Raw genomic sequence first — 25,108 nt, 5'->3', positions numbered from 1 at the left:
CGGCGCCCAAGGGGGGGAATGACGCCATGGAAATGCAGCAAGTCCGCTATTTCGTCAGTCTTGCGCAGACGCTCAATTTCACGCGCGCGGCCGAGCAGTGCAACGTCAGCCAGCCGGCCCTGACGCGAGCCATCCAGCAGCTCGAGCACGAACTCGGCGGCCCCCTGTTCCATCGCGAGCGCAACAACACGCATCTGTCCGAACTCGGGCGGATGATGCTGCCCTACCTCGAGACCGTCTACGCCTCGACGCTTGCGGCAAAGGATGCCGCGAAATCGGCGAAGAAGATCGAGAACGTCACGATGACGCTGGGCGCGATGTGCACGATCGGCCCGCAGCTGATCGCCGATTTGATCGTCCGCTTCCAGGCAGAGCACCCGGATGTCGAGGTCCGCGTGATCGACGGCGAGGCCAGCGCGATGATCGAGAAGCTCGAGAAGGGTGACCTGCATCTCAGCATCGTTGGCGTACCCGACGAACTGCCCGACACGCTGCACCAGGTCCCGGTGTTTAACGAGCGCTTCGTGATCGTCATCCCGCGCAACCATCCCTGGGCAGAGAAGAATGCGATCCGCGTGGCCGAGCTCAACGGCGAACCCTATGTCGGCCGGACCAATTGCGAAGTGTTCCAGATGGTGACGCAGGATTTCGCGCGTCGCGGGGTCACCACGAAGAAGGTGTTCAGCTCGCCGCGCGACGAATGGGTGCAGAAGATGATCAAGGCCGGGCTCGGCTTCGGCTTCTTTCCCGAATATTGCGTGACCGATCCGGATCTGATCGTCCGCCCGCTGATCGAACCGGGCTATTCGCGCACGATCTATCTCGCGACCGTGCGCGGCCGGCCGCACTCACCGGCGATCGGCGCATTCGTGCGCGAGGCGCGGCGTCACACCTGGCCGTCGCTCGAATCGTCCTCGCAGGACTGACAGTCCGACATTTCGACCAGTAGATCGTGGCACCAGACCAAAGCGTCGAGCGCAGCGGGGACGCCAGCATGGGCGGCGATCTGGATCAACAATTCGACGATCTCGGTCTTGCTCCAGCCGAGATGGAGCGCCGCGGCGACATGATCGCGCAACTGCGCCGCCGATCGGCTCATGGCCGCGCAGGCAGCGATCGCCGCGAACTCGCGCAATTTGAGGTCCAGGCTTGGGCGCGAAAAAACCTCGCCATAGGTAAACCCAATGGCGAGGCGGGCGAAATCGGGTGCCACTTCGGCTACGCGGTTGCGCCGGGCGTCCTGTCCGGCGCCGGTCTGCGCCAGCACGTCGAGGCCGACGCGGTACGGATCGGTCAAATCATTCATCCCGAATAACAGGCCAGGGGTGGCGCGGCGCCCGCATCCTCAAAAAAGGCACCGCGCCGGGCCGCACCGGGCAAAAGGGGGGAAAGCCCGATGCGACCCATGGGGTGCCAGTCAGTCGCGTGCCTTGACGTCGGCCGAAAGGAGCACGGCGGGGACCTTGCCGGTATTCTTCCACCAGTGTGAGATGCCGTCGGATTCCATCGCGACGTCGCCGGCCTTGTGGACGATCCCGACCGCGCAAGTGCTGCGATATTCGATGATCGACCCCGACACGACGGTGATCAGCGCGGGCCGGCCGGCGTGGCTGTGAAGGGGCACGATCCCGCCCGGCTGGACGACCAGACGGCGCAACCGAAGGTCGCGGTTATCGACGTTGATTTCCTTCTGCAGGTCGACCGAACCGACCACGTTGTCGGTGACCTTGAGCGGCGCCGTCGGCGCGCCCTGAAGCAGGTTGGCGACGCCCTGACCGGCGGGGCAGCTGCCGGCAAAGGCCGGCGGTGCTGCGAGCAAGACGGCGGACGCGGCGAGGGCCGCGGTCCAACGGATGTTGAGATTCATGTGACTGTTCCTTCGTGAATGAACGCGATGTCACGAGAGACGGTGCCGGCGGCTCGCTGGAGATGGGGAGTCGGTGGCGAGGCCGGGCCGCATCCCGTGACGGATGGAAAAATACGGTCGGGGCTTGGCCGGGGACATTCGATTGTCCGCATGGTTTCCATGCACGACCGGCATTTCAGTCGACGCGCGCAGGTCGGCACCCTTGGGGCATGCTAGTTCATGGAGACCCCCAATGACCGCTCAACCCCGGCCGCTAGCCGGCCGCATCGCCATCGTCACCGGATCGACCAGCGGTATCGGCCTCGGTATCGGTCGTGCGCTGGCAGAGGCCGGCGCCGATCTCGTCATCAATGGCCTTGGCGATCGCCCGACGATCGAGGCCTTGTGCGCGGAACTCGCTGCCGAACACGGCGTACGCGTCGTCTATGACGGCGCCGATCTGATCGAACCGGCAGGCGCCGCCAGCCTCGTCAGCGATACGATCGCGGCGTTCGGGCGCGTCGATGTGCTGGTGAACAATGCCGGCGTCCAGCATGTCAGCCCTATCGAGGAGTTTCCCCTGGAGAAGTGGGATGCGATCCTCGCGCTCAACCTTTCGGCCGCATTCCACACCATCCGCACCGCATTCGGCCCAATGAAGGCTGCCGGTTGGGGACGGATCGTCAACATCGCTTCCGCGCACGGCCTTGTCGCCTCGCCCTTCAAGAGCGCGTACGTCGCCGCGAAGCACGGCGTGGTCGGACTGACCAAGACCGTCGCGCTCGAGGGCGCGAAGTTCGGGGTCACCTGCAACGCGATCTGCCCGGGCTATGTCTGGACTCCACTCGTCGAGAACCAGATCGACGATACCGCCAAGGCGCGAGGGATCAGCCGCGAGGAGGTGATCGAAACCGTCTTGCTCGCCGCCCAACCGAGCAAGAAGTTCGCAACCGTCGAGGAACTCGGCGCACTTACCGTCTTCCTCTGCTCGGATGCGGGCCGGTCGATCACCGGCACCGCGCTGCCGGTCGATGGCGGGTGGGTGGCGCAATGACCGCGCCTTTCCCCCGCCCGCGCGAGGAGCGGCGCCTGCGCCCCGATCTCGCCGCCTATTACGCCATCCGTCAGGCAAATGCCGATCGGCTCGACCGGATCGATACGCCGACGCGTGGCGTGCTGGCGGAATTGGCGCGCTATGGAGCGCAATCGTGAACCGCCCGCGCGTGGCCATCGTCGGTGCCGGCTTTGGCGGACTCGCCGCGGCGCGCGCGCTGGCGCGGGCGAAGGCTGAAGTGACGCTGATCGACCGGCGCAACCATCATCTGTTCCAGCCCCTTCTCTACCAGGTCGCGACCGCCGGGCTGTCGCCCGCCGACATCGCGGCACCGATCCGCTCGATCCTGCGCGGGCAGGAGAATGCGCGCGTCGTGCTCGACAATGTCATCGGAATCGATCGCGAGGGGCGGCGGGTCATCCTCGAGGAAGGGCGCCCGATCGCCTATGACCGCCTGATCCTCGCGACCGGTGCGCGGCACAGTTATTTCGGCCGCGACGAATGGGCCGAGCATGCGCCGGGCATCAAGACGATCGACGACGCCACTGCAGTGCGCCGCAAAGTGCTGCTCGCGCTCGAGCGGGCGGAGACCGAGACGGACCCCGTGCGGCGCCAGGCATTGCTCACCTTCGCGGTGATCGGCGGCGGTCCGACCGGCGTCGAGATGGCTGGCGCGATCGCCGAGCTGGCGCGGCGGTCGGTGTCGAAGGACTTCCGGTCGATCACCCCGCATTGCTCACGCGTATTGCTGATCGAGGCCGGGCCGCGGCTGCTCGGCGGATTTGCCGACCGCTTGTCCGAAAAGGCGCTCAGGGCGATCGAGGAACTCGGCGTCACCGTGCTCACGGGCAAGCCGGTCGAAGCGATCACCGATCGTCACGTCGACGTCGCCGGCATCCGCATCCCGACCGACACCGTGATCTGGGCCGCCGGTGTTCAGGCCTCGCCAGCCTCGACATGGCTCGATTCGCTGGCCGACCGCGCCGGGCGCGTGTTGGTGCGGCAGGATCTGACGGTTCCCGGTTATCCCGAGATTTTCGCGATCGGCGACACGGCATCGTTCGTTCGCCAGGATGGCCGTCCCCTTCCGGGCATCGCCCCGGTCGCCAAGCAGCAAGGCCGCCACGCCGCGCGGCAGATCGTCCGCGGACGCTCCGAACCGTTCCGCTATCGCGACTATGGCAGCCTAGCCACGATCGGCAGGCACCGGGCGGTGGCGGATTTCGGACGGCTGCGCCTGTCCGGGACGCTGGCCTGGCTGGTCTGGTGCACCGCGCACATCTTCTTCCTCGCCGGCTACCGCAACCGACTGATCGTCGGGGCCAACTGGCTGTGGAACTACCTGACCTTCGAACGCGGCGCCCGCCTCATCACCGGCGACGCCAAATCCCGATAAGGAGAATGATCATGGCTCTTCCGAGCCTTCACGAAGAATTGCGCGCGCATGGCCAGCAAGTTCTGGTGCTGCAAGGCGGAGGCGCGCTCGGCGCCTATCAGGTCGGCGTCTACCAGGCGTTGCACGAAGCGGGCGTCGAGCCCGACTGGGTGATCGGCACCTCGATCGGCGCGATCAATGCCGGCATTATCGCTGGCAGCAAGCCGGGCGACCGGTTGGATCGGCTGACCGAATTCTGGCGCCGGGTCGAACATGGCCATTTCTTCGAATCCGTCCTGCCGACCGAACTATCCACGTGGTGGCGCAACTGGGCGACGATCTGGGGTGGGCTTCCCGCCTTTTTCGACCCCAATCCCCGGGCGTTTCTCGGTCCGCACGCCACGCTCGGTGCCGAAGCGGCGGGTTATTATTCTGTTGACCCGATGCGCCATACGCTCGCCGACCTGATCGACTTCGATCAGGTCAATGGTGGCCCGGTGCGCCTCACGGTCGGCGCCTCGCGCGTGACGTCGAGCGAAATGGTCTATTTCGATTCGCGCGACATGCCGCTCGATCTCCGTCACGTCATGGCCTCGGGGGCGCTGCCGCCCGCTTTCCCCGCGGTCCGGATCGACGGTGAGCTCTATTGGGACGGCGGCATCCTGTCGAACACGCCGGTCGAGGTGGTGTTCGACGACAATCCCCGTCGCGATTCGATGGTCTATGCGGTCCATATCTGGAACCCGCATGGCGCCGAACCCGAGACGATCTGGGAGGTGATGAACCGCCAGAAGGACGTCCAATATTCGAGCCGTGCCGCGAGCCACATCAAGCGCCAGCGCCAGCTCCACCGGCTGCGCCACGTCATCACCGAATTGTCCGCCATGCTACCCGCCGAGCGGCGACAGACGCCAGAGGCGGCCGCGCTCTCGGCTTATGGCTGTCCGACCCGGATGCACGTCATCCGGCTGCTCGCCCCGGCGCTGGAATGCGAGGATCACAGCAAGGATATCGACTTCTCCCCCGCCGGCATCCGCGCGCGATGGGATGCGGGCTATGCCGACACGATGCGCACTCTGGAATCGGCGCCATGGCGCGATCCGATCGATCCGCTCGAGGGCTTCGTCCTGCACGAGGCGATGGGCGGCGAGATGGTCCACACCTCGGCCGCGGGCTGACGCTTCATGCATCGAAACCATGCGCTCTGGGTAGCGGACGCCACGGCGCTTTCGGGCGACACCGGAATCGCACCCGCAGGTGCGCCGAATCCCTCGAAAGGAACACCATGAATACCGTCAATCTCGCCCTTACCGCCGCCGTCCTTACCGCCCTCGGCGCCGCCGCGGCCCATGCCGGCCCGGTCAAGCCGCAGCCCAACAAGGACAAATGCTACGGCATCAGCCTGGCCGGAAAGAACGACTGCTAGGCGGGCGCGGGCACGAGTTGCGCCGGCACCAGCCACGTCAACTATCAAGGCAATGCCTGGAAATATGTCGCGAAGGGCACCTGCGCGAAGATCCAGACCCCCAAGGGCCCCGGCTCGCTGACCCCGAAGGCCTGAGCCATGACCCGTCCGACCGCCGGCGTGGCCTTCAAGCCGCAACATTTCGACGAGGCGGTCGCCGCGTCGGCGGCCGGATTGTGGTTCGAAGTCCATGCCGAGAACTACATGGTCGCCGGCGGACCGCGGCTGACGATGCTGCAGGCGTTGCGCGACGCGCGGCCGCTGTCGCTCCATGGTGTCGGCCTGTCGCTGGGTGGCGTCGAGCGGCCGGACCCGGCGCACCTCGGCGCGCTTCGCGCGCTGGTCGAGCGGTTCGATCCGTTCCTGGTCTCGGAGCATCTCGCCTGGTCGCGGATCGGCGCGCGCTGCCTGCCGGACCTGTTGCCGGTGCCGCGCACGGGCGAGGCGCTGCTCACTGTCTCGCGCAATATCGATATCGTCCAGGAAGCGCTCGGGCGCCGCATCCTGATCGAGAACCCCGCGCATTACGTCGCGCTCGATGCCATGTGGAGCGAGCCTGACTTCCTGGCCGAGATCGTCCGCCGGACCGGCTGCGGCCTGTTGATCGACGTCAACAACGTCGCGGTGGCGGCCAACAATCTCGGTTACGATGCCAGCCGCTATCTGGCACGGCTCCCGCACGACGCGATCGGCGAAATTCATGTCGCCGGGCACAGCGAAGACCCGATGCTGGGCGCGCATTTGCTGATCGACAGCCACGATGCCCCAGTGTCGGAACTGGTCTGGGATCTACTCGCCGAGTTGCTCGGCCACAGCGGCGAACGCCCCGTCCTGCTCGAACGCGACGGCAACGTGCCGGATTTTGACGACCTCATGGCCGAACGCGACCGCGCGGTGGCCATCCTTGCCCGAAAGGAGCCTTGTCATGCCTGATCTCGCTACGTTCCAGCGTCACTTCGTCGCCACGATCGACGGCAGCCGCGCAGGTCACCCTTTGCTCGCCGTCTATCGCAACACTGCATTCAAGGGGGCGATCGACGCGCTTGCCGACAATTATCCGACGATCGCGCTGATCCTGGGCAGCGATATGTTCGTCGCGCTCACCAGCGAATTCGTAAGCGACATACCGCCCGACAGCCCGGTGCTGGCCGCCTATGGTGCTGGGTTCGCCGACTGGGTGGAAGCGCAGCCGATCGCCCAGGCTTTGCCATATCTGTCGGGCGTCGCGCGGATCGACCGTCTGCGGACCGAATCGCATCTTGCGGCCGAGGGCGACACGCTCGACCCGGCAAGCCTTTCCGCCATCTCTGCCGAGCAATGGTCGAAGAGCGCAGCCCTACTCCACCCTGCGACGCGCTTCGGTTGGTTCACCGTGCCGGCCCCTTCGATCTGGCTTGCGCATCTCGATCCGCACGCCGCCGAGATCGCGCCGGAATGGCGTGCCGAGGGCGTGCTGCTCACCCGCCGCGACGGCGCCGTGATCGCGCAGCGGATCGGTCCTGCCGAGCATCGCATCCTGTTTGGACTCCGCCTCGGCGAGACGATCGGCCAGGCCGCCACCGTCGCCGCCGGCCTCTACCCTGATTCCGATATCACCAGCGCCTTTCGCGACATCCTCGCCTCGGGGGCGCTTTCCTCGCTCAAGCCAAAGGGATTCTGACCATGCTCGACAACACCACCCAGTTCGCGTTCGAAGCCCGCCGGTCGAACCCGTTCGATCGCTTCACCGGCCTCGCCGAAAAGGCGCTGCCAATCTCGCTGCTGCTGCTGATCCAGCGCCTCGGCGTCGCCGCGGTCTTCTTCCTGTCGGGACGCACCAAGGTCACCGGCTGGTTCACGATCACCGACGAGGCATTCGAACTGTTCCGCAGCGAATATCGGTTGCCGATCGTCCCGCCCGAAATCGCGACCTATGCCGCGACGTTCTCCGAGCATTTCTTTCCGATGCTGCTCGTGCTCGGCCTTTTCAGCCGCTATGCCGCTCTGGCACTGCTCGGAATGACGCTGGTCATCGAGATCTTCGTCTATCCCGACGCATGGCCGACGCATCTCAGCTGGGCCGGGCTGATGCTGCCGATCATCGCGATGGGCGGCGGGCGTTTCTCGCTCGACCATTTGCTCAAGATCAGGTGAGGCCGGAATGGCGCCGCTCACCATTCCGATCCTGTTTGGCTCGGTCCGCCACGACCGCGCCGGACTTCGTGCCTGCCATTGGCTGCTCCGCGCGCTCGAGGCGCGCGGGCACCGGGGCGTGCTGATCGACGCCGCCGCGATCGGCCTCCCGTTGCTCGACCGCATGTACAAGGAATTCGCGCCCGGCACCGCGCCGGTGCCGCTCGACGATCTCGCCGAACTCTATCGCGACGCCGACGGCTTCCTGATCGTCTCGGGGGAGTATAACCACGCCGCACCCGCCGCACTGAAGAACCTGCTCGACACCTTCCTGGAGGAGTATTTTTGGCGGCCTTCGGGGATCGTCTGCTATTCGGCCGGGCAGTTCGGCGGCGTCCGTGCGGCGATGCAGCTTCGGATGACGCTGGCCGAGCTCGGTATGTCGAGCGTGCCGAGCCTGCTCCCGATCCCGCGGATTGCCGAAGCGATCGACGACAAAGGGAATGCCGTGGCGTCTGCCCTCAACCTCTCGCGGGATCGCTTTCTCGACGAGTTCCTGTGGTATGCAGAGGCGATGGCCGCCAGGCGTGTCGAAGGGGTGCCACGGTAGGGGCTATCGGAACGCTCTTGCGATCTGCCAGATCAACGTACCGAAGGTGGCGATGATCGCTATGAAAAGTACGGCAGTGGCAAAGTAGAACCAGCGCTCGCTGGAGCCCGGGTCAATGGACGTGCGCCGACTCTCCGCCATTGGCGCCGCAGCCGAATCCGGCGAACCGGCGAGAGGCTTCCGACGAGAAAGCCGAAATCGCGGCGCGGTCTCGCAAAAACGCCGGCCCGAATCGCGAAGGCCGGACCGCGGCCCGGAAGCAGCAGTCCATTCAGGTTCGCCATCGATCGTGCGCGGCATCGAACATACCTCCGCAATCGACATGCGGGATCAGCGTGTGCGCAACGATGCGTAATGTTCCGGATGCACGGTCCCCATACGCTTTCGCGTGAACACGGCATCTCAATTCTCGGCCACTGAACGTCCGGTGATCCGCTCTATTGGTTGAGGAACTCCCACACTTTCGAAATCACCACAGAGCCCTCGCCCACCGACGAGGCGACCCGCTTGACCGAGCCCGCGCGGACGTCGCCGACGGCGAAGATGCCTGGCCGCGACGTCGCGTAAGGCGAGCTGCCGCCGACCGCGTCGCCGGTCAGCACAAAGCCCTTGTCGTCGAGATCGACGAGGCCGGACAGCCAAGCGGTGTTCGGCGCCGCGCCGACCATCACGAACACGGCGCAGGCCGGCGCCTGGCGATGCGTGCCGTCCTGAGTGTTGCGGATCGTCACCGCCTCGAGCTTTTCGTCGCCATGCAAAGCGGCGACTTCGGCGCCATATTCGATAGTGACCGCCGGATCCGCCTCCAGCCGGCTGGAGAGATAGCTCGACATCGAGGCGGCGAGCGACGAGCCGCGTACCAGCAGCCGGACATGCGCGGCGGTGCGGCACAGGAACATCGCCGCCTGGCCGGCGGAATTGCCGCCGCCGATGACGAAGGTCTCGGCGTCGCGGCAATAGCGCGCCTCCATCTCGGTCGCGGCATAATAGACGCCGGCGCCTTCGAAGTCGGCGAGCCGGTCGATCGGCAGCCGGCGATATTGCACGCCGGTGGCGACGACGATTGCGCCCGCGCTGACTCGGCGCCCATTGTCGAACGTGGCGCAGAAGCGGCCGCCCTCGAGCGTTTCGAGCTTGGCGACGCGGCGCGGCATCGCGAATTGGGTGCCGAACTTCATTGCCTGGATCTCGCCGCGCCAGACCAAATCGGCGCCCGAAATGCCGGTGGGAAAGCCCATGTAATTCTCGATCCGGCTCGACGTCCCGGCCTGGCCGCCGATCGCGGTATCCTCGATCACAAGGGCGTTGAGCCCCTCCGCCCCGGCATAGACGCCCGCGGCGACGCCGGCGGGGCCGCCGCCGACGATCAGCACGTCGAATTCCTGGTCCTCCGCGAAATCATGATTGACGCCGAGCAGTCGCGCCACCTTGCCCGGAGTCGGGTCGGTCACCACGGTATCGCGACCGAAGATCACAGCGGGCTGGTGCGCCGAGATCGCACTGCTCCGCGCGACTTCCTCCGCTTCGGGCGATCCCAACGGCAGCGAGGTGAAGGGCAAGCGATTGCGGCTGACGAATTCGGCCACGCGCCGGACATCGCGGCTGGCATCCTCGCCGATCAGCACCAGGGATGCGTCGCTTGCCTCCAGCTGGCGGCGGCGGCGCGCCGACAGGACCGTGATGACGATGTCCGACATTTCGGGAATCTGCGACATCAGGCGCAGCATGTCGGCGCGCGGCACCTCGATCACCTTGGTATCGACGACGGCGCGGAACGGCATCGACCAATTGCCGCCGCTGAGCAGCGCGATCTCGCTCATGAATTGGGTGGGGCCGAGCGTGGAGGGAACCAGGCGCTCGCCGGTGAAGGCGTTGACCACCTCGATCTCGCCCGCCTCGACATAGACGAAGCGGTCGATCGGTTCGCCCGGACGGCACAGCATGGTGCCCGCCGGATAGTCCACGATGTGTCCCGCAGCGCGCAGCGCCGCCACGTGCGACGGCGCGAGCGGCGTCCGCTGCATCTCGCGCAGGTCGCGGCCGATCGTTTCCATTATTTGTCCCCGTCAATCATAGGCCCGGCCTTCATTGCTCGATCCGCGGCTTCAGCCCGCGGATCGCGGAGGCAATCAGCCGGCCCTCGTCATCGATGAAGCGCGGGATCGGGCCACGCTGCGGCGTGGTCCTCTCGCCGAAATCCACCATCACCTCGTCGACATAGCACCAGCCCCAACCCTCGGGCGGGTCATAGCCTTCGATGATCGGGTGACCGCTGGCGTGGAAATGCGCGGTCGCGTGCCGGAACGGCGAATCGTCGCAGCAGCCGACATGCCCGCACGTCCGGCACAGGCGGAGATGGACCCACCAACTGCCGTTCTTCAGGCATTCCGCGCAGCCCAGCGTTTGCGGGGTTACCGTCTGGATCGTATCGAGATGATCGCAAGTCGTGGTCATCTGCTGCTCCTCGGCATGATTGGGGCGAATCCGTCATGGCGTGTTGCTGCCGCGGCGGCTACCCGTCGACGATGGCGAAGACGATCGATCGAGACAAGAAGGAGCCGGGAGATGCCTTGGTATAGCTGTGCGTCCCCGTCCCCCGCCCTCGGAGCGTGGCAATGACCAATTACGATGCCATTATCGTCGGCGCCGGTCAGGCGGGACCGCCGCTTGCCGGCCGATTGACCGATGCCGGCATGCGGGTCGCGCTGATCGAGCGCAAGCTGGTCGGGGGTACCTGCGTCAATACCGGCTGCATGCCGACCAAGACGCTGGTCGCGAGCGCCTACGCCGCCCACCTCGCGCGGCGGCGCGACCTGGGGATCATAACGGGCGATATCAGCGTCGACATGACCGCGGTGTCGGCGCGCGCGCATCAGGTGACGATCAACGCCCGCACCAATAACGAGAAGTGGCTGAGCGGCATGGAGCAGCTGACGCTGTTGCGCGGCCATGCCCGGTTCACCGGGCCCGCGAGCATCGCGGTCGACGGCGTGGAGATCAGCGCGCCGCGCATCTTCCTCAATGTCGGCGGACGCGCGTCGGTGCCCGACATGCCCGGCGTCGGCGAGGTACCCTATCTCGACAATACCGACATGGTCGCGCTTGACACCATACCCCGCCATCTGGTCGTGATCGGCGGCAGCTATATCGGCCTGGAATTCGCGCAGATGCATGCCCGGTTCGGCGCGAGCGTCACAGTGGTCGAACGGGCCGATCGCCTGGTACCGCGCGAGGATCCGGAGATTTCCGCAGCGATCCAGGGGATCCTCGAAGATGAGGGCATCGCCGTTCGCACCGGCGCCAATTGCATCGGCTTTCGCCCGCATCCCGACGGCGTCGCGGTATCCGTCGATTGCGCCAGCGGCGAGCCCGAGGTGATCGGCAGTCATGTGCTGCTCGCGGTCGGGCGGCGGCCCAATACCGACGATCTGGGGCTCGATGCCGCGGGCGTCGCGGTCGACCAGCGCGGCTATATCATCGTCGACGACCGGTTAGCGACAAACGTCCCCGGCATCTGGGCCTTGGGCGATTGCAACGGACGCGGCGCGTTCACCCATACCGCCTATAACGATTTCGAGATCGTCGCGGCGAACCTGCTCGACGGCGGCGATCGCAGGCTGAGCCAACGCGTTCCCGGCTATGCCTTGTACATCGACCCGCCGCTTGGCCGCGCCGGCATGACCGAGACCGAAGCGCGGGCCAAGGGCCATGACGTTCTAGTCTCGACCCGCCCGATGACCCGCGTCGGCCGCGCGGTCGAAAAGGGCGAAACCAAGGGAATGATGAAAGTCGTCGCCGAGCGCGCGACGCGCCGCATCCTGGGCGCCGCGATCCTGGGGACCGGCGGCGACGAGGCGATCCACGGCATTCTCGACGCCATGTCGGCGGACGAGCCGTTCGACACGTTACGCTGGGCGGTGCCTGTCCATCCTACGGTGTCGGAATTGATCCCGACCTTGCTGCTGGGATTGGAGGCAAAGGGGAGCTGAGCGACCGCTCGGTCAATTAGGATCGTTTGCGATCAACTTTGGTCGTCATGCCGGACTTGTTCCGGCATCCAAGGTGCAACCTCGGCTGGATTCCGGTGTGGAGGGTTGGACCCCGGCACAAGGCCGGGGCGACGCTTCGGCTTGTTGCATTCAACTCTATATATGCCGAGAAATCACTCGGCTTCGGATTTCCTCAAGTCCGCGAGCGCTTCGCCCAGATCACCCCCGGCCCGCTCCAGCCGAACGGCGGCAGCCTCCGGACTGAGGCCGCGAGCGATCAGCACCGCCCGCCTCAGATCCTTGTCCGCGAGTTCGAGCGCGTCCTCCGCCCGGGCTTCGTCGATGCCGGCCAGCGTGGCCACCATTCGCCGCGCGCGCTGGGCCAGTTTCTCGTTCGAAATCCGCATGTTGACCATCAGCCCGCGATGGACGAGGCCGCAGCGGATCATGATCGCGGTCGAGAGCATGTTGAGCGCCGCCTTTTGCGCGGTGCCCGCCTTCATCCGGGTCGATCCCGCCACGATCTCGGCGCCGGTATCGGCGACGATCGGATGGTCGGCCGCCGCCAGCAAGGGCGTGCCGGGATTGTTGGCGATGGCGATCGTCAGCGCGCCGCGCGTCCGCGCCGCTTCGAGCGCCGCGACCGCATAAGGCGTACGGCCGCTCGCCGCGACCGCGATCAGGACGTCGTCGGGGCCGACCTCCGCCGCCGCCACCTCGTCCCGCGCCACCGCGACATTATCCTCGGCGCCTTCGACGCTGCGCATCAATGCCCCGGTGCCGCCCGCCACCAGGAACACGAGCCGATCCGACGGCCAATTATAGGTCGGGGTGAGCTCGACTCCGTCCTGCACCGCCAACCGTCCAGAGGTCCCCGCGCCGGCATAGACCAGCCGTCCGCCCTTGCGCATCCGGGTGGCGGCAGCGTCCGCCGCGGCCGCGATGGCGCCGGTCTGGTCCTTGAGCGCGGCGATCGCGGCAAGCTGTCCTTCGAGCATGGTTTCCACCACCGACACGGTCGGCCAGCGGTCGACATCAGCGAAGCGGGAATCAACGGTTTCGGTCGGCATCGGGGCCCTCGAAGGCAAAGTGCGAATGGGGAGTGACGATCCCAACTACCGGCACTGGCCGGCCGCGCAAAGCACGGCCGCTATAACCAGCATGACAGCACCTATAACCGAGGCGACAGTCCCGCCAGATTGAGGCTCGACACCGCCCCGCCCTTCCGCAATGCCATGCACATGCCAGGCACGAGTGCAGTTCGAACGGCACGTGACGGGATTCCTGCTCTTTCCGGGACGATGGCGCGTGGCTGAAATCTATCTCGGCGTCGATGCCGGCGGCAGCCATTGCCGCGTGCGCGTGACCGATGCCGGCGGCCAGGTGCTCGGCAGCGCCGAAGGCGGCCCCGCCAACACGCGCATGGGGCTCTATCCGCTCTACGACCGTTTGCTGAGCGTCACGGCCGAGGCGCTGCAGGCGGCCGGAATTCCCGAAAGCCGCTGGAACGAAGTCGCCGCCGGCATGGGTATTGCCGGCATTCGTCGCCCCGGCATGTCGAAGGCACTCGCCGCGCTCGACTTTCCGTTCGCGAGCATAATGCTCGACAGCGACGCCGCCATCGCCAATCTGGGCGCGCATAATGGCCAGGACGGCGCGATCCTGGTGCTCGGCACGGGATCGATCGGGTTCGCCCAGATCAAGGGCGAGCGGTTCACGGTCGGCGGCTATGGCTTCCCGATCTCCGACGAAGGCAGCGGTGCCGCTTTGGGCCTGAGCGCGGTGCGCCACGCGCTGCGCGCGATGGACGGGCGGACCAAGCGCACGCCATTGTCCAAGGAAATCGCAGGGAAGTTCCGGCACGACACATTGCGTGCGATCGCCTGGATGGATCAGGCGGCGCCGGGCGACTATGCCAGTTTCGCCCCGCTGGTGATGAATTATGCCGAGGCCGGCGACGAGATCGCGCTGTCGATCGTCGAGGACGCGGTGCTCCATGTCGAACGCTTCATCGCGACGATCTTCGCGCGCGGGGCCCCGCGCCTGGCGCTGGTCGGCGGATTGTCGGCGCGGCTGCGCCCCTGGCTCCGCGTCCGCACCGCCGAACGCCTGGTCGAGCCGCTCGGCGATCCGGTGTCCGGGGCGCTGTTGCTAGCGAGAGGGTTGGGCGGCGAATGAATAAACGTCAGGCCCTAGAAGCGAAAACCGGCGTGCATATCCGGCGCCGCAGCTGGCTCGCCGTGGTGGCTGGCGTGCTTGTGCTGGGCGGGCAGGCCGTTCCGGCCGCCACCTCGCCTACCATTCCGGCCCGGCAACTGACCGTCGCGACGTCTGCGCAGGATGCGCGCTTCGCCCCTGCCTTCGCCGAGGTCGACGCTTGGGTCGCGAAGAAGGCCTTTCCCGGCGCGGTGCTCGCGGTGGGGCAGCATGGCCGGCTGCTCGCGCTCAAGGCGTTCGGCCGAATCGATTCCGCTCCCGATGCGCCGCCGATGCCGGTCGATGCGATCTTCGATCTGGCCTCGCTGACCAAGGTGATCGGCACGACCACCGCGGCCGAAATCCTCTACGACCGCGGCCGGCTCGAACTGGACGTCCCGGTGGCACGGTATCTGCCGGAATTCGGGGAGACGCCGGGCCACGAGAATATAACCGTCCGAAACCTGCTCTCGCATAGTTCGGGCCTGCAATCGGCGGACGGCGTATGGCGGCACGCCAAGGATCGGCAGGACCTGCTGCGCCAGCTCTACGCCACGCCCGCGCTGACACCGCCCGGGACCGCATATGCGTATCGCGACACCAACATCATCCTGCTTGGCGAGATCGTTCGGCGCCTGTCCGGCCAGCCGCTCGACCGCTTCCTTGCGCGCGAAGTGTTCGGCCCGCTCGGTATGAAGGATACCGGCTTCCGGCCATCGCGCGCGCTGCTGCCGCGCATTGCCCCGACCGAGCAGGACGACAATTTCCGCCACATGCTGGTCCGCGGCGTGGTTCATGACGAGAATGCCTATGTGATGGGCGGCGTGGCGGGCCATGCCGGACTATTCTCGACTGCCCGGGACCTGTCGGCGCTTGCCCAGCTCTACCTCAATCATGGCAGCTATCGCGGCAAGCGGCTGATCAAGGCGAGCACGATCGCCTTGTTCGAAACGCCGCAGAACCTGCCGCCGGGCAGCTCACGCGCGCTTGGCTGGGACATGCCGACGCCGGGCGGTTTTGCCGGCCCGCTCGCCTCCCCGCACGCGATCATCCATACCGGCTTCACCGGCACCTCGATCTATATCGATCCCGATCGCGACGCGTTTATCATCCTGCTGACCAATCGGGTCAATCCGACGCGCAACAACATGCTGATCGCTCAGGCGCGGCCGGCGATCCATAGCGCCGTGCTGTCGATCCTCGACGGGGCCGATCCGAACAAATGATCCGCGGCCTGGTCCTCGTGCTGCTCGCGCTGGTCGCCGCGACGCCCGCCGTCGCGCGCGTCCGCACCGGGATCGACGTGCTGGAGGACCAGCGTTTCGCACCGTTGCGTGCCATCGCCGCGCGCCATGGCGGGCGTTTGCGGCTCGGCATACTGGCCAATCCGGTGAGCAGGGACGGCCAGGGGCGCCGGACGATCGACGTGCTGCGCGACGAGGCCCACGCCGCGGTGCCGGGACTCGAAGTGGTACGGCTGTTCAGCGGCGAGCACGGCATCGATGCCGCGACCGACGATACCGATATCGATGATCGGATCGACAAAGCGAGCGGCCTGCCGATCGTCAGCCTTTACGGCAAGACCGATGCCGAGCGGCATCCAAGCGCGCAGCAGCTCGCCGGGCTCGATGCCGTAGTAATCGACCTCCAGGATGTCGGCGTGCGCTACTGGACGTTCCAGACGCTGACCAAATATTTCCTCCAGGCATCGGCTGCCAACAAGGTTGATGTGATCGTGCTCGACCGGCCCAACCCGATCAACGGCATCGCGGTGCAGGGTCCGGTCTCCACGACCGGTTTCGAGGATTACACCACGCCTTTTCCCGAGCCGATGCGCCCGGGCATGACGCTCGGCGAGCTCGCGCGGATGTTCAATGGCGAGGAGCGGATCGGCGCGGATTTGACCGTCGTTCGCATGACGGGATGGAAGCGAGGCGACTGGTATGACGATACCGGACTGCTGTGGATCAACCCCTCGCCCAATCTGCGCAGCGTGAACCAGGCGACAGCCTATGCCGGCACCGCGTTGCTCGAAGGGACCAACGTCAACATCAAGGGACCGGGCGACGCGCCGTTCCTGCGCTTCGGCGCGCCATGGATCAGGGGGACCGAGCTTGCCGCCTATCTCAACGCGCGGGCGATTGTGGGCGTGAGCTTCCTGCCGGTCAGCTATGTCGCGGCGAGCGACAAGCTCTATCCATTTGCCGGGCAACGCGTTCAAGGCGTCGAGATCCTGATCCAGGACCGCACCAGGCTCGACGCGCCGGCGCTGGGCGTGGAGATCGTGTCCGCGCTTTGGAAGTTGTACGGCGCGACTTTCCAGATCGATCGCGTCGACCGGCTGCTGCGTAATCGCGCCGTGTTCGAGCAGATCAAGGCCGGCAAGGATCCGCGCACGATCGCAATGGGCTGGCAGGCCGACCTCAACCGCTTCAAGGCGCGGCGCGCGCGCTATCTGCTCTACTGATGGCGACTTCCCTGCCATTCGGTCTGGCCGATTGGGCCGTGATGCTGGGCTATATCGCGCTGCTGGTGGTCGGCGGCTGGTGGTTCACGCCGCGGCATACCGGCACCGCGAAGGAGTACTTCCTCGCCGGTGGCAATGTGCCGGCCTGGCTCGCCGCCATCTCCGTCCTGTCGGCAACCCAGTCGGCCGCGACCTTCCTCGGCGGGCCGGACTTCGGCTATCATGGCGACTTCACCTATCTCGGCACCAATCTCGGCGGACTGATCGGCGCGATCTTCGTCGCGAAAGTGCTGATCCCGCGCTTTTATGCCGCGCGCGTGACGACCGTCTACGAGCTGCTGACCCTGCGCTACGGGATGCTGGCGACGCGCTGGACGGGCGCCATGTTCCTGGTCGGCCGCGTATTGGCCAATGGTGCGCGCCTCTATCTCGCCGCGATCGCGGTGGCGATGGTGATGACCTCGACCGTCAGCGCGCAGGGGATCGTGATCGCGGCGAGCGTGCTGGTCGTCGCCAGTTTCCTCTCGACCTTTGTCGGCGGATTGCGATCGGTGTTGTGGATCGATCTCTTCCAGTTCGTGATCTTCCTCGGGGCGGCGATCGGCGTGCTGGTGTTCCTGCGCCTGTCGATCCCGGCGACCAATGCCGAAATCCTCCAGGGCCTCGCCCACGCGCCAGGCAATGTCGACAAATTGCGCCTGTTCGACTTCTCGCTCGATCCGTCCAAGCCTTTCTCGCTGCTGGCGATCGTCACCGGGATCGCCTTGCTCTACGTCGCCTCGTCAGGCCTCGACCAGGATACCACGCAGCGGTTGCTGGCCTGCCGCGATGCGAAGACCGGCGCGCGCAGTCTCTATTGGTCGGTATTCGCAACCGTGCCGGTGGTGGCGATCTTCATCACCATCGGGTTGTTGCTCCACGTCTTCTACGATCGCGCCGAATTGATGGGCGGCGCCACCGCGATCGCCGGCCAGGCGTTCGACGGCGAGAAGATCAGCATCTTCATGCACTATATCCTGACGCAATTGCCGCCGGGGCTGCGCGGGCTGGTCACCGCGGGGATCGTCGCGGCGGCGGTGGCGACGACCAATTCGGCGCTCAACGCGATGTCGTCGGTGCTGGTCCAGGATTTCTATCGCCCCTGGCGGGAACGGCGCGGCACCGCTCCCGAATATCATTACGTCCAGGCGGGCCGCGCCGGGATGGGCGTCATCGGCGTGGCGATGCTCGGGGTCGCGGTGTTGTCCTTTTATTGGCAGCATTATGCCAAGCTCGGCCTGCTCGAATTCGCGCTGCAGGTGATGGTGTTCGCCTATGCCGGGCTGCTTGGCGTCTATTTCGCCGCGGTGCTGACGCCGCGCGGGAACAGCAGGTCGGTGATTGCCTCGCTGATCGCCGGCTTCGTCACCGTGCTGTTGCTTCAATCGGCGATCGCGACGGCGATCGGGCTGCCGGCGGCCCTGTGCCATCTGGCCTTCCCGTTCCAGCTCTGTATCGGCACCGCCATCGCGTTCGCGATCGCCATCGCGCCGAGCGGACGACACGACGCAAACGGCCGAGCCGGCGCGGCGCGTTCGTGACCCTAGCGCGCCTGTAGCACCATATTGAATGGCCCATCGGTCACACGCCGGACCGACTCGAATCCGCCTTGCCGAATGACCTCGGCCAGCTTGGCTTCGCCGGCCTGCGCGCCGAGGCCCTCACCGACTTCCTGATCGAGTGAGGTCGGCACGCAGATCATCGTCGAGGCGTTGTAATAGAGCCGGCCGACGGGGTTCATGTTCTGCTCCGGCGCATCGCCCGCAATCGGTTCGACGATCATCCAGCTGCCACCCGGCGCGAGGATTTCGTGCATATGCTGGGCGCAGCCGCGCGGGTCGCCCATGTCGTGCAGGCAATCATACATGGTGATCAGGTCGAAGCCCTGCTCGGCGATATCCTTCGCCGCCGCCACTTCGAACCGCGCTCGACCGCCCAGCCCATGCTCGCCGGCATGCCGCCGCGCCTCGTCGATCGAGGGTTCGTGGAAGTCGTATCCGACAAAGCTGCTCTCGGGATAGGCCTCCGCCATTAACAGCGTCGAAAACCCGACACCGCAGCCGATATCGGCGACCCGCGCGCCGGCATGCAGCTTCGCCTCCACGCCATCGAGCGCAGGAAGCCACGCCTGGACGATATTGTTGACATAACCCGGGCGGAAGAAAGCGCCCGTCGCGCAGAACAGGCACCCGGCATGGTCGCCCCAGCGCACGCCTTTGCCCTCGCGAAAACATTCCTCGACCTTGGACTCGGCCTCGATCATCGCGGCGACCAGCTCGAGCGCGCCGGCGAGATAGACCGGGCTGTCGCGGTGATGGAACACCATCGCCTGTTCGGGCGACAGGCTGAATTGCTCGCTGGCCGGGTCGTAGCCGAGATAGCCGTTGGCGGCCTGCGCCAATGCCCATTCGCGTACATAACGCTCGTGCAGGCCGCCGGCGCGGCGGGCCAGCTCGGAGGCGGTCGCGGGGGAGTCGGCCAAAGCGTCGAACAGGCCAAGGCGGAGGCCGAGGCGAACAGTGGGCACGCTCATCGCGCCGCCCAGATCGCCCAGCATCTTTCCGACAAAGGCGTGAAATTTCGCGTCGTCGATAGCGGCAGCCATGGCATGTCTCCCCATGCGTGATGCGCCCGACGCCCCATCTTTCGTGGAGTCATGACGAGCGTATCACAGGCACACGCCGGCCGCGAATCGGACGCGAAGCGGCATCCCGCCTCAGCGACTTCCCTCGAAATGCGCTTTCATCATCGCCAACCCATGCGCCATCGCTGGCGACACCTGTTCACTCAGCGCGTCGGGCAGGAGATCGGCGATCCAGGTGACCTGGGCGCCACCGGCTGCCGCCGCGACCGTCAGGGCACCGTTATGATGCTCGAACTCCTTGATCGCCCAGACGACACGCCGGGCGGCGTCATCGATCGAAACGATCGTCTCGTCGACCACCCGTCCGTTGACGAAAGTGACCCGGCGGACCGGCGCGCCCTCGCCGGACAGCATTTCGGTGGCGGTGACGAAGCCGGGGACGAGGCGATCGTGCAGGCGACCGACATCGCGTGCGGCGTTCCATATCGCGTCCGGATCCGCCGCGATGAAGATCTGGTGATGAATGGAAGCCATGACATTTCTCCGGTCTTTGGGATCGCGATCGGATATCGCCGTCCCCGCGATCCGGCTGGCAGGATTCGGACGCGGTCAACGGGATTGGGCGACAGCGCGCGCACGAGCCTTTATGTTGGGATGGTGACGACACAGCCCGCCTTTCCGCCAGCCGAGCTCGATTTCGAGTTCTGCGAGCGCGTGCGCTATGCACGCGATCCGGCGTACGACGGCACGATCTTCATCGCGGTCACGTCGACCCGGATCTATTGCCGGCCGGTCTGCCCGGTGCGCCAGCCCATGTCGCGCAACGTCCGCTATTTCCCGAGCGCGGCCGCGGCGGAAGCCGCCGGTTTCCGACCCTGCCTGCGCTGCCGGCCGGAAACCGCGCAGCATTCCCCGGCCTGGCGTGGGGCGCGCGCCACGGTCGACCGCGCACTGCGGCTGATCGAACAGGGTGCGCTCGATCAGGCTGGGGTCGAAGCGCTGGCCGAGCGGCTTGGCATCGGCGGGCGCCATCTGTCGCGGCTGTTCCGCCGCTATCTCGACACGACCCCGCTTGCGGCGGCGCGCACGGCAAGAATCCAGCGCGCCAAGCGGCTGATCGACAGCACCGACCTTGGCATGACCGAGATCGCACTGGCGTCGGGGTTCGGCAGCGTGCGATCGTTCAACGCGGCGTTTCAACAGGTCTATCGCCGCCCGCCGACCGCGATCAGGCGGCGCACGGCCGGATAGAAGCTCAGGCGGCGCCCATTACCTGGACCGCGAACCGCTCCATCTCCTCTTCCTGCGGGCTCATCTGGAGCAGCAGCAGATCGAGACCGGCATCCTCATATTCGGCGATCCGTTCCTTGAGCTGTTCGGGTGTGCCGACCAGATTGGGGCGCAGGCCACGGTTCGACACCGAATATTCCTGGATCTTGAGTTCGCGCTCGAGCTGGGTGCCCGACAGCCATTGGTCGAAATTGGCATAGCCCGCAGGCAATTCGTTGACGGTGGTGATGCGCTCCAACTCTCGCTTTGCCTCGGCCTCGCTGTCGCGCACGATCGCATAGGCGGCCATGCCGTATTGCATCGGCGCGCCACCCGTCGCCTCGCGCCGCGCCGCCATGTCGGCAATCTTGGGCGCGATCGCCTCGGCCGGGTCGCCGTGCATGACATAAGCGTCGCATTGGGCGGCGATCATCGTCTTGGCCTTCTCGCTCTCGCCGCCGGCATAGACGGTCGGGCGCCTGGCCGGCTTGGGCGAGCAGATCGCGTCCTCGGTCTTGTAGAATTGGCCGTCGAAGCTGAACCGCTCCTCGGTCCAGAGGCCATCGACCACCTTCAGCCATTCCTCGGTGCGCGCGTAGCGATCGTCATGCTGGTCGAATTGCAGGCCATATTGCCGCGCCTCGTCCGCCCACCAGGACGACACGACGTTGAGCGCGAGCCGCCCGTTGGAGATGCGGTCGATATTCGCCGCCGCCTTGGCGAAGAGGGCCGGGTGGTGGAAATTGGGGCGCACCGCGACCATCAGCTCGATGCTGTCGGTCACCGCCGCGAGCGCCGCCGCAGTCGACCAGGCGTCGAGCGCAGGCTGTTCGACACCCTTGATGTCGTTCAGATTGAGCTCGGCGATCAGCGACAGGTCGTAACCCCATTGCTCGGAGCGCCGCGTCAGCCGCTTCACATAATCCCAGCTCGCCTCCATCCCCTCGTCGGGCACGTTCCGCAGCCAGCCGCCGAACACCGGCATCCAGTAACCGTAGCGCATCAGGATTTGGTCTCCGCAATCAGGGTGTCGAGCCAGTCGATCAGCTTTTCGTGCGGATCCCAGCCGAGAACGTTCAGCGGCTGCGCGACGAAATTGCTGAGCGCGTTGATGTCGTAGAAGCGCGGGATTCCGTCGCGGTCGTCGATCATCACCTCGATCCCGCCGACGTCGAGGTTCATCGCGTCGGCGATCTTTTCGACCGCGGCGATCAATTCGGGCGCGGGCTCGACCGATTTCATGCTGATGTTCGAATCGGCGACGCAGGCATCGGCCGGACACAGGTCGAATGCTCCGCCGCCGGCAATCTCGATCGCGTAGAGATAGGTGCGGTCGAGCGTCTCGATCCGCGTGATCGTGCCGCCGCGCGCGGGAACGTAATCCTGGACCAGCAGCACGCCATCGACGCTGACCGGCAACTCCTTCTCGGCCACCGCCCAGCGCAACTCCGCCATGTTGTCGAAGCGCATGATGCCGGCGCCCGATCCGCCGATATTGGCCTTCACCACCAGCGGGAAGGACAAGGTCGCCGCCGCAGCCTCGATATCGGCGGCGCGATGGACGACGCGCGTTTCTGGGATCGCGAGACCCAGGCTGGCGATCAGCGCGAGCTGGCGCGCCTTGGACGCGTCGATCGCCATGACGTCGGCGCCGTTAACGACGCGTGCCCCCGACCGGCGCCAATGGTCGAGCAGCGCCATCGTGTGGAAGATCGGATGCTCATCGGCGCGGAGGAAGCTCGACATCGCGATGCGGTTGAGCACGACCGGCGCGGGAATTGCGCCGTCGGCCGGGTTCCAATGACCGTCGGGGCCGAACGAGGCGTAGGACAGGCCGCGCCGGTCGAGTGCCGCGAATAACGGAGCAAACCATTGGGGATGTTCGTAGAGAATCGCGAGATCGGTCATTCCGTGCCCTTAGCCCCCGTATCGTGCGCACCACTAGTGGCTAAAGGTTGTGCTCTCCCAATCGTCATCCCCGCGAAAGCGTGGACCCAGCTCCCGCCAGTCAGGCTTGGCGGCAGCGCCGGAGATGGGCCCCCGCTTTCGCGGGGGTGACGGGATAGGGAGACACACGCTTTCCTCTCCATCGATACTCCACTACATGCCCCCGGATCATGCTCAATCTGACCGACATCACGGTCCGCCTCGGCGGGCGGACGATCCTCGACGGCGCCACCGCGAAGCTGCCGCCGCGCAGTCGTGTCGGGCTGATTGGGCGCAACGGCGCGGGCAAGACGACGCTGGTGCGGGTGATCGCCGGGATGCTCGACCCCGATACCGGGTCGGTCGACATGCCGCGCGGCAGCAGGCTGGGCTATATCGCGCAGGAAGCGCCCGCCGGTGCCTCGACGCCGTTCGAGACGGTCCTCGCCGCCGACACCGAACGTGCCGTGCTGATGCACGAGTCCGAGACCAGCCACGACCCCGACCGGCTCGGCGAAATCCACGAGCGGCTGAACGCGATCGACGCGCATACCGCGCCGTCGCGCGCCGCGCGCATCCTGGTCGGCCTGGGCTTCGACGAGGAAGCGCAACACCGTCCCCTCGACAGTTTCTCGGGCGGCTGGCGGATGCGCGTCGCGCTCGCATCGCTGCTGTTCTCGCAGCCCGATCTGCTGCTGCTCGACGAACCGTCGAACCATCTCGATCTCGAAGCAGTCCTGTGGCTGGAGGACTTCCTCAAATCCTATCCGGCGACGATCCTGCTGGTCAGCCACGAGCGCGACTTTCTCAACAATGTGGTCGACCACATCCTGCATCTCGAGCGCGGCAAGACCTGGCTCTATCCGGGCGGTTATGACGCGTTCGAGCGCCAGCGCGCCGAGCGCCAGGCCCAGGCCGCCTCGGCGCGCGCCAAGCAACAGGCAGAGCGCGAGAAGCTGCAGGATTATATCGCCCGCAACTCGGCGCGCGCCTCGACCGCCAAGCAGGCGCAGAGCCGCGCCAAGGCGCTCGCGCGGATGCAGCCGATCGCCGAGATCGTCGACGATCCGTCGCTCAGCTTCGATTTCCCCAACCCGGGCGAATTGCGCCCGCCGCTGATCACGCTCGACATGGCGTCTGTCGGGTATGGCGAAACGCCGGTCTTGAAGAAGCTCAACCTCAGGCTCGATCCCGACGATCGCATCGCGCTGCTCGGCCGCAACGGCAACGGCAAGACCACCCTCGCCCGCCTGCTCGCCGCGCAACTCGCGCCGATGGATGGCGCGATGAATGCGACCGGGAAGATGAAGGTCGGGTACTTCACCCAATATCAGGTCGAGGAGCTCGATACTGGCGACACCCCGCTCCAGCATATGACGCGCACCATGAAGGGCGCGACGCCCGGCGCGGTGCGCGCGCAACTCGGGCGGTTCGGCTTTTCGGGCGACAAGGCGACGACGATGGTCGGCAAATTGTCGGGCGGCGAGCGGGCGCGGCTGGCGCTGGCGCTGATCACGCGCGAGGCGCCGCATCTGCTGATCCTCGACGAGCCGACCAACCACCTCGACGTCGATGCGCGCGAGGCCTTGGTCCAGGCGCTCAATGCCTATTCGGGCGCGGTGGTGATCGTCAGCCACGACCGCCACATGCTCGAGATGAGCGCCGACCGGCTGGTGCTGGTCGACAATGGCACGGCATCGGACTTCGACGGCAGCCTGGACGATTACATCGCCTTCGTGCTGGCCAAGGACAATGCGAGCGAAGGATCGTCCGAGGCCAAGGTCAGCCGCAAGGACGCTCGCCGCGCCGCCGCCGAGGCGCGCGAGCAGAGCCAGGGCCTGCGCAAGGCGGCCAAGGCGGCGGAAACCGAACTCGCCAAGCTGACCGAACAGAGAAGCGCGATCGACCGCGCGATGTTCGATCCGTCGTCGGCAGCGCCGGATCTGGCGAAGCTGACGATGACCGACCTGATGAAGCGTCGCGCGGAAGTCGAGGCGAAGATCGAGGCGGCCGAGGCAGCGTGGTTGGAGGCTAGCGAGAAGCTGGAGCAAGTCGCGGCGTAGAAAAACCTCCCTCTCCCTTTGGGAGAGGGAAGGGGCCCGCTCCGCGCAGCCGAGTGGGAAGGGTGAGGGTGGCCATTTACGCCCTACCCTCACCCTTCCGGCGCTTCGCGCCT

Annotated in this window: 25 protein-coding genes and 1 pseudogene; 17 read left to right on the top strand and 9 right to left on the bottom strand. The window is 66.3% G+C overall.

Features of this window, described 5'->3' with window-relative positions; all coding sequences use genetic code 11:
* The first annotated feature begins 26 nt into the window (after window positions 1–26).
* Window positions 27–926 (top strand): LysR family transcriptional regulator, encoded by a 900-nt coding sequence (locus Q0L25_RS13415; protein ID WP_296615021.1) that lies wholly within the window; start codon window positions 27–29, stop codon window positions 924–926.
* Here the strand turns inward: Q0L25_RS13415 and Q0L25_RS13410 are convergent.
* Both Q0L25_RS13410 and Q0L25_RS13405 read right to left on the bottom strand, forming a co-directional pair.
* Window positions 887–1,306 carry a carboxymuconolactone decarboxylase family protein gene (locus Q0L25_RS13410; RefSeq protein ID WP_296615017.1) on the bottom strand — a complete coding sequence of 140 codons (420 nt, stop codon included), beginning with the start codon at window positions 1,304–1,306 and terminating at the stop codon, window positions 887–889. The two genes, Q0L25_RS13415 and Q0L25_RS13410, sit on opposite strands and share 40 nt — an antisense overlap.
* Before the next feature lie 111 nt (window positions 1,307–1,417).
* A complete protein-coding gene (locus tag Q0L25_RS13405; protein ID WP_296615015.1) occupies window positions 1,418–1,867 on the bottom strand; it encodes a cupin domain-containing protein in 450 nt (149 codons plus the stop codon).
* Between the two features lie 232 nt (window positions 1,868–2,099).
* Between Q0L25_RS13405 and Q0L25_RS13400 the strand changes: the two genes are divergently transcribed.
* The 9 genes and pseudogenes from Q0L25_RS13400 (at window position 2,100) to Q0L25_RS13360 (ending at window position 8,462) form a co-directional block, all read left to right on the top strand.
* Window positions 2,100–2,900 (top strand): 3-hydroxybutyrate dehydrogenase, encoded by an 801-nt coding sequence (locus Q0L25_RS13400; protein WP_296615013.1) that lies wholly within the window; start codon window positions 2,100–2,102, stop codon window positions 2,898–2,900.
* On the top strand, window positions 2,897–3,058 hold the full coding sequence (locus tag Q0L25_RS13395) for a hypothetical protein (RefSeq protein ID WP_296615010.1): 162 nt from the start codon (window positions 2,897–2,899) through the stop codon (window positions 3,056–3,058). The genes Q0L25_RS13400 and Q0L25_RS13395 overlap by 4 nt, the downstream gene beginning before the upstream one ends.
* The gene (locus Q0L25_RS13390; RefSeq protein WP_296615009.1) at window positions 3,055–4,296 is read left to right on the top strand and encodes an NAD(P)/FAD-dependent oxidoreductase; all 1,242 of its coding nucleotides are present in this window, start codon (window positions 3,055–3,057) and stop codon (window positions 4,294–4,296) included. The genes Q0L25_RS13395 and Q0L25_RS13390 overlap by 4 nt, the downstream gene beginning before the upstream one ends.
* An 11-nt stretch (window positions 4,297–4,307) precedes the next feature.
* The gene (locus Q0L25_RS13385; protein WP_296615007.1) at window positions 4,308–5,453 is read left to right on the top strand and encodes a patatin-like phospholipase family protein; all 1,146 of its coding nucleotides are present in this window, start codon (window positions 4,308–4,310) and stop codon (window positions 5,451–5,453) included.
* A gap of 107 nt (window positions 5,454–5,560) precedes the next feature.
* Window positions 5,561–5,836: pseudogene (locus tag Q0L25_RS13380) on the top strand (DUF2282 domain-containing protein).
* Window positions 5,837–5,839: 3 nt separating this feature from the next.
* Complete coding sequence (locus tag Q0L25_RS13375) at window positions 5,840–6,673, top strand: DUF692 domain-containing protein (protein ID WP_296615005.1); 834 nt, start codon at window positions 5,840–5,842, stop codon at window positions 6,671–6,673.
* Window positions 6,666–7,400: a DNA-binding domain-containing protein gene (locus tag Q0L25_RS13370; RefSeq protein ID WP_296615003.1), complete on the top strand. Its 735-nt coding sequence runs from the start codon at window positions 6,666–6,668 to the stop codon at window positions 7,398–7,400. Before Q0L25_RS13375 ends, Q0L25_RS13370 begins: the two co-directional genes overlap by 8 nt.
* A 2-nt stretch (window positions 7,401–7,402) precedes the next feature.
* Window positions 7,403–7,873, top strand: a complete 471-nt coding sequence (locus tag Q0L25_RS13365) for a DoxX family protein (protein ID WP_296615001.1) — start codon at window positions 7,403–7,405, stop codon at window positions 7,871–7,873.
* Window positions 7,874–7,880: 7 nt separating this feature from the next.
* Window positions 7,881–8,462 carry an NADPH-dependent FMN reductase gene (locus Q0L25_RS13360; RefSeq protein WP_296614999.1) on the top strand — a complete coding sequence of 194 codons (582 nt, stop codon included), beginning with the start codon at window positions 7,881–7,883 and terminating at the stop codon, window positions 8,460–8,462.
* 437 nt (window positions 8,463–8,899) lie between these two features.
* On the opposite strand, the gene Q0L25_RS13355 is transcribed toward Q0L25_RS13360, so the two are convergent.
* On the bottom strand, window positions 8,900–10,516 hold the full coding sequence (locus Q0L25_RS13355; RefSeq protein ID WP_296614997.1) for a cyclic nucleotide-binding domain-containing thioredoxin-disulfide reductase: 1,617 nt from the start codon (window positions 10,514–10,516) through the stop codon (window positions 8,900–8,902).
* A 31-nt stretch (window positions 10,517–10,547) separates the two neighbouring features.
* A complete protein-coding gene (locus tag Q0L25_RS13350) occupies window positions 10,548–10,916 on the bottom strand; it encodes a UBP-type zinc finger domain-containing protein (protein ID WP_296614995.1) in 369 nt (122 codons plus the stop codon).
* Between the two features lie 161 nt (window positions 10,917–11,077).
* On the opposite strand from Q0L25_RS13350, the gene Q0L25_RS13345 reads away from it, so the two are divergent.
* A complete protein-coding gene (locus Q0L25_RS13345; RefSeq protein ID WP_296614993.1) occupies window positions 11,078–12,451 on the top strand; it encodes an FAD-containing oxidoreductase in 1,374 nt (457 codons plus the stop codon).
* Between the two features lie 173 nt (window positions 12,452–12,624).
* Here the strand turns inward: Q0L25_RS13345 and Q0L25_RS13340 are convergent, their stop codons facing one another.
* Window positions 12,625–13,521 (bottom strand): N-acetylmuramic acid 6-phosphate etherase, encoded by an 897-nt coding sequence (locus Q0L25_RS13340; RefSeq protein WP_296614990.1) that lies wholly within the window; start codon window positions 13,519–13,521, stop codon window positions 12,625–12,627.
* Between the two features lie 184 nt (window positions 13,522–13,705).
* Here Q0L25_RS13340 and Q0L25_RS13335 point away from each other — a divergent pair, with 184 nt between their 5' ends.
* From Q0L25_RS13335 to Q0L25_RS13320, 4 genes are read left to right on the top strand one after another with little or no spacing between them, the layout of a single operon-like run.
* Window positions 13,706–14,629, top strand: coding sequence for a BadF/BadG/BcrA/BcrD ATPase family protein (locus tag Q0L25_RS13335; protein WP_367184136.1), 924 nt, complete (start codon window positions 13,706–13,708; stop codon window positions 14,627–14,629).
* 32 nt (window positions 14,630–14,661) lie between these two features.
* Complete coding sequence (locus Q0L25_RS13330) at window positions 14,662–15,873, top strand: serine hydrolase (RefSeq protein ID WP_296614988.1); 1,212 nt, start codon at window positions 14,662–14,664, stop codon at window positions 15,871–15,873.
* Complete coding sequence (locus Q0L25_RS13325) at window positions 15,870–17,114, top strand: DUF1343 domain-containing protein (RefSeq protein ID WP_296614986.1); 1,245 nt, start codon at window positions 15,870–15,872, stop codon at window positions 17,112–17,114. Before Q0L25_RS13330 ends, Q0L25_RS13325 begins: the two co-directional genes overlap by 4 nt.
* On the top strand, window positions 17,114–18,694 hold the full coding sequence (locus Q0L25_RS13320) for a sodium:solute symporter (protein ID WP_296614984.1): 1,581 nt from the start codon (window positions 17,114–17,116) through the stop codon (window positions 18,692–18,694). The genes Q0L25_RS13325 and Q0L25_RS13320 overlap by 1 nt, the downstream gene beginning before the upstream one ends.
* Before the next feature lie 2 nt (window positions 18,695–18,696).
* Here Q0L25_RS13320 and Q0L25_RS13315 read toward each other — a convergent pair whose 3' ends face one another.
* Window positions 18,697–19,758: a class I SAM-dependent methyltransferase gene (locus Q0L25_RS13315; RefSeq protein WP_296614982.1), complete on the bottom strand. Its 1,062-nt coding sequence runs from the start codon at window positions 19,756–19,758 to the stop codon at window positions 18,697–18,699.
* Window positions 19,759–19,869: 111 nt separating this feature from the next.
* Entirely contained in the window at window positions 19,870–20,271 is a 402-nt protein-coding gene (locus Q0L25_RS13310) for an SRPBCC family protein (protein ID WP_296614980.1), read from the bottom strand.
* Between the two features lie 120 nt (window positions 20,272–20,391).
* Between Q0L25_RS13310 and Q0L25_RS13305 the strand changes: the two genes are divergently transcribed.
* Complete coding sequence (locus Q0L25_RS13305; RefSeq protein WP_296614979.1) at window positions 20,392–20,988, top strand: Ada metal-binding domain-containing protein; 597 nt, start codon at window positions 20,392–20,394, stop codon at window positions 20,986–20,988.
* 4 nt (window positions 20,989–20,992) lie between these two features.
* Here Q0L25_RS13305 and Q0L25_RS13300 read toward each other — a convergent pair whose 3' ends face one another.
* The gene (locus tag Q0L25_RS13300; protein ID WP_296614977.1) at window positions 20,993–22,009 is read right to left on the bottom strand and encodes an LLM class flavin-dependent oxidoreductase; all 1,017 of its coding nucleotides are present in this window, start codon (window positions 22,007–22,009) and stop codon (window positions 20,993–20,995) included.
* Window positions 22,009–22,914: an alpha-L-glutamate ligase gene (locus Q0L25_RS13295; RefSeq protein ID WP_296614975.1), complete on the bottom strand. Its 906-nt coding sequence runs from the start codon at window positions 22,912–22,914 to the stop codon at window positions 22,009–22,011. The genes Q0L25_RS13300 and Q0L25_RS13295 overlap by 1 nt, the downstream gene beginning before the upstream one ends.
* Before the next feature lie 209 nt (window positions 22,915–23,123).
* On the opposite strand from Q0L25_RS13295, the gene Q0L25_RS13290 reads away from it, so the two are divergent.
* Window positions 23,124–24,995, top strand: coding sequence for an ABC-F family ATP-binding cassette domain-containing protein (locus Q0L25_RS13290; protein WP_296614973.1), 1,872 nt, complete (start codon window positions 23,124–23,126; stop codon window positions 24,993–24,995).
* Window positions 24,996–25,108 lie beyond the last annotated feature (113 nt).

Origin of the sequence: Sphingomonas sp., assembly GCF_024508665.1 — a bacterium.
In the GTDB taxonomy this organism is placed as follows: Bacteria; Pseudomonadota; Alphaproteobacteria; order Sphingomonadales; family Sphingomonadaceae; genus Sphingomonas.
Note: the sequence above shows the minus strand (reverse complement) of the source record. Positions and strands in the feature narration are given on the sequence as shown.

What these genes read in the sequence shown, in the direction of transcription:
- Q0L25_RS13415 (WP_296615021.1), top strand. Translation starts at nt 27, where the DNA reads ATGGAAATGCAGCAAGTCCGCTATTTCGTCAGTCTTGCGCAGACGCTC.
- Q0L25_RS13410 (WP_296615017.1), bottom strand. Translation starts at nt 1,306, where the DNA reads ATGAATGATTTGACCGATCCGTACCGCGTCGGCCTCGACGTGCTGGCG.
- Q0L25_RS13405 (WP_296615015.1), bottom strand. Translation starts at nt 1,867, where the DNA reads ATGAATCTCAACATCCGTTGGACCGCGGCCCTCGCCGCGTCCGCCGTC.
- Q0L25_RS13400 (WP_296615013.1), top strand. Translation starts at nt 2,100, where the DNA reads ATGACCGCTCAACCCCGGCCGCTAGCCGGCCGCATCGCCATCGTCACC.
- Q0L25_RS13395 (WP_296615010.1), top strand. Translation starts at nt 2,897, where the DNA reads ATGACCGCGCCTTTCCCCCGCCCGCGCGAGGAGCGGCGCCTGCGCCCC.
- Q0L25_RS13385 (WP_296615007.1), top strand. Translation starts at nt 4,308, where the DNA reads ATGGCTCTTCCGAGCCTTCACGAAGAATTGCGCGCGCATGGCCAGCAA.
- Q0L25_RS13375 (WP_296615005.1), top strand. Translation starts at nt 5,840, where the DNA reads ATGACCCGTCCGACCGCCGGCGTGGCCTTCAAGCCGCAACATTTCGAC.
- Q0L25_RS13370 (WP_296615003.1), top strand. Translation starts at nt 6,666, where the DNA reads ATGCCTGATCTCGCTACGTTCCAGCGTCACTTCGTCGCCACGATCGAC.
- Q0L25_RS13365 (WP_296615001.1), top strand. Translation starts at nt 7,403, where the DNA reads ATGCTCGACAACACCACCCAGTTCGCGTTCGAAGCCCGCCGGTCGAAC.
- Q0L25_RS13360 (WP_296614999.1), top strand. Translation starts at nt 7,881, where the DNA reads ATGGCGCCGCTCACCATTCCGATCCTGTTTGGCTCGGTCCGCCACGAC.
- Q0L25_RS13355 (WP_296614997.1), bottom strand. Translation starts at nt 10,516, where the DNA reads ATGGAAACGATCGGCCGCGACCTGCGCGAGATGCAGCGGACGCCGCTC.
- Q0L25_RS13350 (WP_296614995.1), bottom strand. Translation starts at nt 10,916, where the DNA reads ATGACCACGACTTGCGATCATCTCGATACGATCCAGACGGTAACCCCG.
- Q0L25_RS13345 (WP_296614993.1), top strand. Translation starts at nt 11,078, where the DNA reads ATGACCAATTACGATGCCATTATCGTCGGCGCCGGTCAGGCGGGACCG.
- Q0L25_RS13340 (WP_296614990.1), bottom strand. Translation starts at nt 13,521, where the DNA reads ATGCCGACCGAAACCGTTGATTCCCGCTTCGCTGATGTCGACCGCTGG.
- Q0L25_RS13325 (WP_296614986.1), top strand. Translation starts at nt 15,870, where the DNA reads ATGATCCGCGGCCTGGTCCTCGTGCTGCTCGCGCTGGTCGCCGCGACG.
- Q0L25_RS13320 (WP_296614984.1), top strand. Translation starts at nt 17,114, where the DNA reads ATGGCGACTTCCCTGCCATTCGGTCTGGCCGATTGGGCCGTGATGCTG.
- Q0L25_RS13315 (WP_296614982.1), bottom strand. Translation starts at nt 19,758, where the DNA reads ATGGCTGCCGCTATCGACGACGCGAAATTTCACGCCTTTGTCGGAAAG.
- Q0L25_RS13310 (WP_296614980.1), bottom strand. Translation starts at nt 20,271, where the DNA reads ATGGCTTCCATTCATCACCAGATCTTCATCGCGGCGGATCCGGACGCG.
- Q0L25_RS13305 (WP_296614979.1), top strand. Translation starts at nt 20,392, where the DNA reads ATGGTGACGACACAGCCCGCCTTTCCGCCAGCCGAGCTCGATTTCGAG.
- Q0L25_RS13300 (WP_296614977.1), bottom strand. Translation starts at nt 22,009, where the DNA reads ATGCGCTACGGTTACTGGATGCCGGTGTTCGGCGGCTGGCTGCGGAAC.
- Q0L25_RS13295 (WP_296614975.1), bottom strand. Translation starts at nt 22,914, where the DNA reads ATGACCGATCTCGCGATTCTCTACGAACATCCCCAATGGTTTGCTCCG.
- Q0L25_RS13290 (WP_296614973.1), top strand. Translation starts at nt 23,124, where the DNA reads ATGCTCAATCTGACCGACATCACGGTCCGCCTCGGCGGGCGGACGATC.